Here is a 7,235-nt window from a genome sequence, read left to right as displayed (position 1 = left end):
GTTCCCCCGTACGGGGGAACGAAGAGGGGGCCGATCGGTCACTCGGCACCGTAAGGATTCGGACCGCGGTGTGCGCACAGCACGCGGCCCGGGTGCGCCTCTTCCCACTCGATTGGGCGCATCCGGGCCGCGTGGACCGTATGAAATGACCGCTTCGGGGCCGTCGGGGGACGGTCAAGCGGTGGTCAAGCGAGAGCTCGGTCGATCAGCCGGTCGAGCCCTTGGCCAGAGCCTCGTCAGAGCTTCGTCCAGGCCTCCGTCAGGACGGACCGCAGGATGGACTCGATCTCGTCGAACGTGGACTGGTCGGAGATCAGCGGCGGGGCGAGCTGGACGACCGGGTCGCCGCGGTCGTCGGCCCGGCAGTACAGGCCGTTCTCGTACAGCGCCTTGGAGAGGAAGCCGTACAGGACGCGCTCGGTCTCCTCGTCGGTGAACGTCTCCTTGGTGACCTTGTCCTTCACCAGTTCTATGCCGTAGAAGAAGCCGTTGCCGCGGACGTCGCCGACGATCGGCAGGTCGTGCAGCTTCTGCAGCGTGGTGAAGAAGGCGTTCTCGTTGTCGAGGACGTGCTGGTTGAGGCCCTCGCGCTCGAAGATGTCGAGGTTGGCGAGGCCGACCGCGGCGGAGACCGGGTGGCCGCCGAAGGTGTAGCCGTGCAGGAAGGTGTTGTCACCCTCGTAGAACGGCTCGGCGAGCTTGTCCGAGATGATGCAGGCGCCGATCGGCGAGTAGCCCGAGGTCATGCCCTTGGCGCAGGTGATCATGTCCGGCACGTAGCCGAACTTGTCGCAGGCGAACATCGTGCCGAGCCGGCCGAAGGCGCAGATGACCTCGTCGGAGACGAGCAGCACGTCGTACTTGTCGCAGATCTCGCGGACGCGCTGGAAGTAGCCGGGCGGGGGCGGGAAACAGCCGCCCGCGTTCTGCACGGGCTCCAGGAAGACGGCCGCGACGGTGTCCGCGCCCTCGAAGAGGATCTCCTGCTCGATCTGGTCGGCGGCCCAGCGGCCGAAGGCCTCCGGGTCGTCACCGAAGAGCGGGGCACGGTAGATGTTGGTGTTCGGCACCTTGTGCGCGCCGGGGACCAGCGGCTCGAAGGGGGCCTTGAGGGCCGGCAGACCGGTGATGGACAGGGCGCCCTGCGGGGTGCCGTGGTAAGCGACCGCACGCGAGATGACCTTGTACTTGGTCGGCTTGCCCTTGAGCTTGAAGTACTGCTTGGCCAGCTTCCACGCGGTCTCGACGGCCTCGCCGCCACCGGTGGTGAAGAAGACCTTGTTGAGGTCGCCCGGGGCGTAGTCGGCGAGGCGCTCGGCCAGCTCGACGGCCTTCGGGTGGGCGTAGGACCACACCGGGAAGAAGGCCAGCTCCTGCGCCTGCTTGTACGCGGCCTCGGCGAGCTCGTGACGGCCGTGGCCGGCGTTGACCACGAACAGGCCGGACAGGCCGTCGAGGTAGCGCTTGCCCTGGTCGTCGAAAATGTAGGTGCCCTCGCCACGCACGATGGTGGGAACGGGCGCGTTCTCGTAGTCCGACATGCGGGTGAAGTGCATCCACAGGTGGTCGTACGCGGTCCGGCTGAGGTCCTTGCTCACGGCTATCGGGTTCCCCACATATAGGTCTGCTTCTTGAGCTTGAGGTAGACGAAGCTCTCGGTGGAGCGCACTCCGGGAATGGCCCGGATGCGTTTGTTGATCGTCTCCAGCAGGTGGTCGTCGTCCTCGCAGACGATCTCCACCATCAGGTCGAAGGAGCCCGCGGTCATCACCACGTACTCGCACTCGGCCATGGCCGACAGGGCCTCCGCGACGGGATCGAGGTCGCCCTCGACATTGATCCCGACCATCGCCTGCCGTCTGAACCCCACGGTGAGCGGGTCGGTGACGGCGACGATCTGCATCACGCCCTGGTCGAGCAGCTTCTGGACGCGCTGTCGCACGGCCGCCTCGGAGAGGCCGACGGCCTTGCCGATCGCGGCGTACGGACGACGCCCGTCCTCCTGGAGCTGCTCGATGATTGCGAGGGACACGGCATCGACCGTTGAGGACGATCCGTTCCCGGTCCTGGAGTCTGCGCTGCGACTGGCCACGGAGTCACTGTGCACCGGGACTCGTCTGTCTGGCAACCCTCATTCGATGAAATTCGTTGTTGAGGGCTCTGAATCTCACTGAATCCGAAGTTCACGGCGGTTGGGTATGTCGAAAGCGTTACCCGAGCGACTACGCTGGGCGTCTCACCCATTGGACTTCAGAGCAGGAGGGCCGGCTGTGACCACCGAGGTGCGCCGTCTGCGCAACTACATCAACGGAGAGTTCCGTGACGCCGCCGACGGGCGGACCATCGACGTGGTCAACCCGGTGACGGAAGAGGTCTACGCGACCTCACCGCTCTCCGGCGGCGCCGATGTCGATGCCGCCATGGACGCCGCCGCCGCGGCCTTCCCGGCCTGGCGCGACGCCACCCCCGCCGAGCGCCAGCGCGCCCTGCTGAAGATCGCGGACGCCTTCGAGGAGCGCGCCGAGGACCTCATCGCGGCCGAGTCCGAGAACACCGGCAAGCCGGTCGGGCTCACCCGCACCGAGGAACTGCCGCCGATGGTCGACCAGATCCGCTTCTTCGCGGGTGCCGCCCGGCTGCTGGAGGGCCGCTCGGCCGGCGAGTACATGGAGGGGCTCACCTCCATCGTCCGCCGCGAGCCGGTCGGTGTCTGCGCCCAGGTCGCGCCGTGGAACTACCCGATGATGATGGCCGTCTGGAAGTTCGCCCCGGCGCTCGCCGCGGGCAACACCGTCGTCATCAAGCCGTCCGACACCACCCCGGCGTCCACCGTGCTGATCGCCGAGATCATCGGGCAGATCCTGCCCAAGGGCGTCTTCAACGTCATCTGCGGCGACCGCGACACCGGCCGCGCGATGGTGGAGCACCGGACCCCGGCGATGGCCTCCATCACCGGTTCGGTACGGGCCGGTATGCAGGTCGCCGAGTCCGCCGCGAAGGACGTCAAGCGCGTCCACCTGGAGCTCGGCGGCAAGGCGCCGGTCGTCGTGTTCGAGGACACCGACATCGCCAAGGCCGTCGAGGACATCTCGGTCGCCGGCTACTTCAACGCCGGGCAGGACTGCACCGCCGCGACCCGCGTCCTGGTCCACGAGTCCATCCACGACGAGTTCGTCACCGCGCTGGCCAAGGCCGCCGCCGACACGAAGACCGGGCAGCCGGACGACGAGGACGTGCTCTACGGCCCGCTCAACAACGCCAACCAGCTCGCCCAGGTCAGCGGCTTCATCGAGCGGCTTCCCGCCCACGCCAAGGTCGAGGCGGGCGGCCACCGGGTCGGCGAGAAGGGCTACTTCTACGCCCCGACCGTCGTCTCCGGCCTCAAGCAGGACGACGAGATCATCCAGAACGAGGTCTTCGGCCCGGTCATCACCGTCCAGTCCTTCAGGGACGAGGCGCAGGCGCTGGAGTGGGCGAACGGCGTCGACTACGCCCTGGCCTCCTCGGTGTGGACCAAGGACCACTCCCGCGCCATGCGGATGTCCAAGAACCTCGACTTCGGCTGTGTGTGGATCAACACCCACATCCCGCTCGTCGCCGAGATGCCGCACGGCGGGTTCAAGAAGTCCGGCTACGGCAAGGACCTCTCCGCGTACGGCTTCGAGGACTACACCCGGATCAAGCACGTCATGACCTCGCTCGACGGCTGACCGCCGCGGCGACCCTACGGATGCGGCCCCGGGCTCCTGCCCGGGGCCGCATCCGTGCTCCCGGCCCCGCCCGGCATCGACAGGGTGTGCGCGGTGGGCGGCCACCGCTGGACGGTTGGTCCATTGCCTGCGGCACCCGCCGCCCGGCATCCTGCGCAGGTGCGAGCAATCCCGAAGAACCCCATGTCCCGCCGGTCCCTGCTCCGCGCCCTCGGGGCGGGGGCGGCCGGTGCCACGCTGGCCGGCTGCGGAGTGCCCGCCGCCTATGTGGAGCCCGGTGACCGTGCCGGACGCGACTCCTCCGCCAGGGACCACACCCTGCACTTCGCCAACTGGCCGCTCTACATCGACACCGACGACGAGAACCAGTCGAAGCGGCCCACCCTGGACGCCTTCAGCAAGCGCACCGGGATCTCCGTCACGTACACCGAGGAGATCAACGACAACGACGAGTTCTTCGGGAAGATCAGCCCCGCGCTGATGAACCACCAGCAGACCGGGCGCGACCTCATCGTCATGAGCGACTGGATGGCCGCCCGGTTCGTCCGGCTCGGCTGGGTCCAGGAGATGGACCGGGCCAAGCAGCCCAATGTGGCGAAGTACCTCGATCCGCAGCTGCGCTCGCCCGCCTTCGACAGGGGCCGCACCCACAGCGTGCCCTGGCAGTCCGGGATCACCGGCATCGCCTACAACCGCAAGAAGCTCGGCCGCGAGATCCAGCACCTGAGCGACCTGTGGGCGCACGACCTGCGCGGCAAGGTGACGCTGCTCTCCGGACTCGACGAGTCCTTCGCCCTGCTGATGCAGGGCAACGGCGTCGACATCACCCGCTGGAAGCGCGACGACTTCTACGACATCTGCGAGCAGGTGGAGAAGCTGGTGAAGACCAAGCACATCCGCCGCTTCACCGGCAACGACTACATCAAGGACCTCTCCACCGGCGATGTGCTCGCCTGCCAGGCCTACTCCGGCGATGTCATCCAGCTCCAGGCGGACAACCCCGAGATCGAGTTCGTGGTGCCCGAGGAGGGGGCCGAGCTCTGGGCGGAATCACTCATGATCCCCAACCTCGCCCACCACAAGCGCAACGCCGAGAAGCTCGTCGACTACTACTACGAGCCGGAGGTCGCCGCCGAACTGGCGACCTGGGTCAACTACGTCTGCCCGGTCCCGGCCGCCCGCGAGGTACTGGCCTCCTCCAAGGACGAGGAGACCGCCGCGCTCGCCGAGGACCCGCTGATCTTCCCCGACGACGCCATGCGCAAGCGGCTCGCCATCGCCCGCGACATCACCTCCGAGGAGCGCACCGAGTACGCCAAGAAGTGGAACGCCATCGTCGGCCTGTGAGCCCTGCCAGGGGTGACGCAACGGGCCGGTGAAAACGGGCGCACGCCGCGGACATGAGCGGCGACGCGCCCTGCGGCGGCGTGTACGCGTGTGGTTGGTCGTCTTCGTCGAACGCCGCCTCCGCCCGGTCCGGAGCCGTGCGGACGGCCACCGGACCGGCCTCCGCCCGCACGATCATGAGGCTCACCGACTCCGATGTCGGTCGCTCACGGACCCGGTCTCGCGAGCACCCGTCGCCACCACCGCCCCGCGTCCACTACCGCTTCCGCGCCACGGCGCCGAACTGGGCGACCTCGGGCCCGCCGGAGCCCGGTGCGGGGCGCCAGCGCGCGCACGAGACGATGCCCGGCTCGACGAGGTCCATACCGCTCAGGAACGCGGCGAACTCGAAGCGGGTGCGGGCGGTGATCGGGGGCGTGGCGTTCTCGTTCCAGAACCGCATCGCCGCCTCGTTGCCCTCGCCGCCCAGCTCCAGCGTGGGATGGGTGAGGACCAGATAGCTGCCGGACGGCACCGCGTCCATCAGCTGCCGGACGATGCGCAGCGCCTCGTCCGTGTCGAGGACGAAGCTGAGGATGCCGAGGAGCATGACCGCGACCGGCCGCTCCAGGTCGAGCGTCGGCCGGGCCGCCCGCAGGATCTGCCCGGGGTGGCGGGCGTCCGCCTCGATGTACTCGGTCGCGCCCTCCGGCGAACTGGTGAGCAGCGAGCGGGCGTGCGCCAGGACGATCGGGTCGTTGTCGACGTACACGACCCGGGCGTCGGGCGCGGTGTGCTGGGCGACCTCATGGGTGTTCTCCGCGGTCGGCAGACCGGTGCCGATGTCCAGGAACTGGCCGATGCCCGCGTCACCGGCCAGATACCGCACCGCCCGGCCCAGGAACGCCCGGTCGGCCCGCGCCACTTCACCGATGCTGGGATACATGCCGGTGACCCGGTCGCCGACGGCCCGGTCCACCGGGAAGTGGTCCGTGCCGCCGAGCCAGTAGTTCCAGACCCGGGCGTTGTGGGCGACGTCGGAACGGACGTGGGCAGGACGGGAGTTGCTTCGGGGGACGGACACGTCTGCTCCTCTGGCGCCGGGCCTGGCATCGGGACGATGAGGTGCGTCCATGATGCCGGACCGATCAAGGGGCGGCGTCGCCCCCGGAGTCGCCGATCACGGTGTGCAGCACATCGATCCGGTTGGTGGTGATGGAGTCCACGCCCTGGCGGAGCAGCCGGCGCATGGTGCGCCCGGTGTCCGCCGTCCAGGCCGAGACCAGCAGCCCGTCCCGGTGGTTGCGGTCCGTCAGCTCCCGGCTCACCAGCCCGAACCGGTAGTTCAGCCAGCGCGGCCGCACCGCCTCCAGCAGCGCCGCCCGCGGCGGTACGAGGGTCGTCCAGGTCATCGCGATCTCGGCGGACGGATCGGCGGCCCGTACCCGAAGCATGGCCTCCGGGCCCGCGCAGTAGTAGGCCCGCTCACCGGCCCCGCACTCCCGGACCGTTCCGACGATGTTCCGCACCGAGGCCTCGGTGGAGCCGGGCAGATCGACCATGACCCGGTGCGCCCCGAGGGCGAGCAGCGCCTCGCGCAGCGTCGGCACGCCGCCCGCCGTCAGCTCGGTCAGCTCCTGCCGGGTGAGCCGGTCCAGCCGCAGGTCATGGCCCCACAGCCGCTCCAGAGTGGCGTCGTGCAGCAGGACCGGCACGCCGTCGCGGGTGACCCGGACGTCGATCTCGACCGCGTCCGCCCCCCGTTCGAGGGCGGAGCGGATCGAGGGGAGGGTGTTCTCGCGGACGCGGTACGGATCGCCGCGATGGGCGACGGCGGTGACAGGGGTGGCCATGGGGCCATTGTCACCACCCGTGTTTACCGGCCGGTGCGCCCCAGCCAGTTCGTCGTGTACGTGTCGATCTCGTCGGACAGCGTGCGCTTGCCGGCCGGGTCGAGGAAGGACGCCTCGACGGCGTTCTTCGCGAGCGCGGCGAGCCCCCGCTCGTCGAGGCCGAGGAGCCGGGCCGCCACCCCGTACTCGTTGTTGAGGTCGGTGCCGAACATGGGCGGGTCGTCGCTGTTGATCGTGACCAGCACACCTGCCTCCACCATCTCGCGGACCGGGTGCTGCTCGATGTCCGCCACCGCGCGGGTCGCGATGTTCGACGTGGGGCAGACCTCCAGGGCGATGCGGTGCT

At 69.1% G+C, this 7,235-nt stretch carries 6 protein-coding genes and 1 pseudogene; 2 read left to right on the top strand and 5 right to left on the bottom strand.

Going from position 1 to position 7,235, the window contains the following annotated elements; genetic code table 11:
* Nucleotides 1–236 precede the first annotated feature (236 nt).
* Both J1C73_RS15055 and J1C73_RS15050 read right to left on the bottom strand, forming a co-directional pair.
* Nucleotides 237–1,616: an aspartate aminotransferase family protein gene (locus tag J1C73_RS15055; protein ID WP_123462550.1), complete on the bottom strand. Its 1,380-nt coding sequence runs from the start codon at nt 1,614–1,616 to the stop codon at nt 237–239.
* Complete coding sequence (locus J1C73_RS15050) at nt 1,601–2,107, bottom strand: Lrp/AsnC family transcriptional regulator (RefSeq protein ID WP_123462552.1); 507 nt, start codon at nt 2,105–2,107, stop codon at nt 1,601–1,603. Before J1C73_RS15050 ends, J1C73_RS15055 begins: the two co-directional genes overlap by 16 nt.
* A 163-nt stretch (nt 2,108–2,270) precedes the next feature.
* On the opposite strand from J1C73_RS15050, the gene J1C73_RS15045 reads away from it, so the two are divergent.
* Nucleotides 2,271–3,710: a gamma-aminobutyraldehyde dehydrogenase gene (locus J1C73_RS15045; protein WP_207316820.1), complete on the top strand. Its 1,440-nt coding sequence runs from the start codon at nt 2,271–2,273 to the stop codon at nt 3,708–3,710.
* A 183-nt stretch (nt 3,711–3,893) separates the two neighbouring features.
* The gene (locus J1C73_RS15040) at nt 3,894–5,057 is read left to right on the top strand and encodes a polyamine ABC transporter substrate-binding protein (RefSeq protein WP_207316821.1); all 1,164 of its coding nucleotides are present in this window, start codon (nt 3,894–3,896) and stop codon (nt 5,055–5,057) included.
* 256 nt (nt 5,058–5,313) lie between these two features.
* Here the strand turns inward: J1C73_RS15040 and J1C73_RS15035 are convergent, their stop codons facing one another.
* The 3 genes and pseudogenes from J1C73_RS15035 to J1C73_RS15025 all read right to left on the bottom strand — a co-directional run.
* On the bottom strand, nt 5,314–6,120 hold the full coding sequence (locus J1C73_RS15035; protein WP_307797695.1) for an SAM-dependent methyltransferase: 807 nt from the start codon (nt 6,118–6,120) through the stop codon (nt 5,314–5,316).
* Nucleotides 6,121–6,184: 64 nt separating this feature from the next.
* Nucleotides 6,185–6,889 carry a glycerophosphodiester phosphodiesterase gene (locus tag J1C73_RS15030; RefSeq protein ID WP_207316818.1) on the bottom strand — a complete coding sequence of 235 codons (705 nt, stop codon included), beginning with the start codon at nt 6,887–6,889 and terminating at the stop codon, nt 6,185–6,187.
* Nucleotides 6,890–6,912: 23 nt separating this feature from the next.
* Nucleotides 6,913–7,235: pseudogene (locus J1C73_RS15025) on the bottom strand (adenosine deaminase); the annotation flags it as partial.

The organism is Streptomyces laculatispora (genome assembly GCF_017353455.1).
Lineage (GTDB): Bacteria > Actinomycetota > Actinomycetes > Streptomycetales > Streptomycetaceae > Streptomyces > Streptomyces laculatispora.
This window is presented reverse-complemented; position numbering and strand designations above follow the sequence as displayed.

Excerpts from the sequence above, each read along its gene's own strand:
- J1C73_RS15040 (WP_207316821.1), top strand. The coding sequence starts at position 3,894 with ATGTCCCGCCGGTCCCTGCTCCGCGCCCTCGGGGCGGGGGCGGCCGGT.
- J1C73_RS15030 (WP_207316818.1), bottom strand. The coding sequence starts at position 6,889 with ATGGCCACCCCTGTCACCGCCGTCGCCCATCGCGGCGATCCGTACCGC.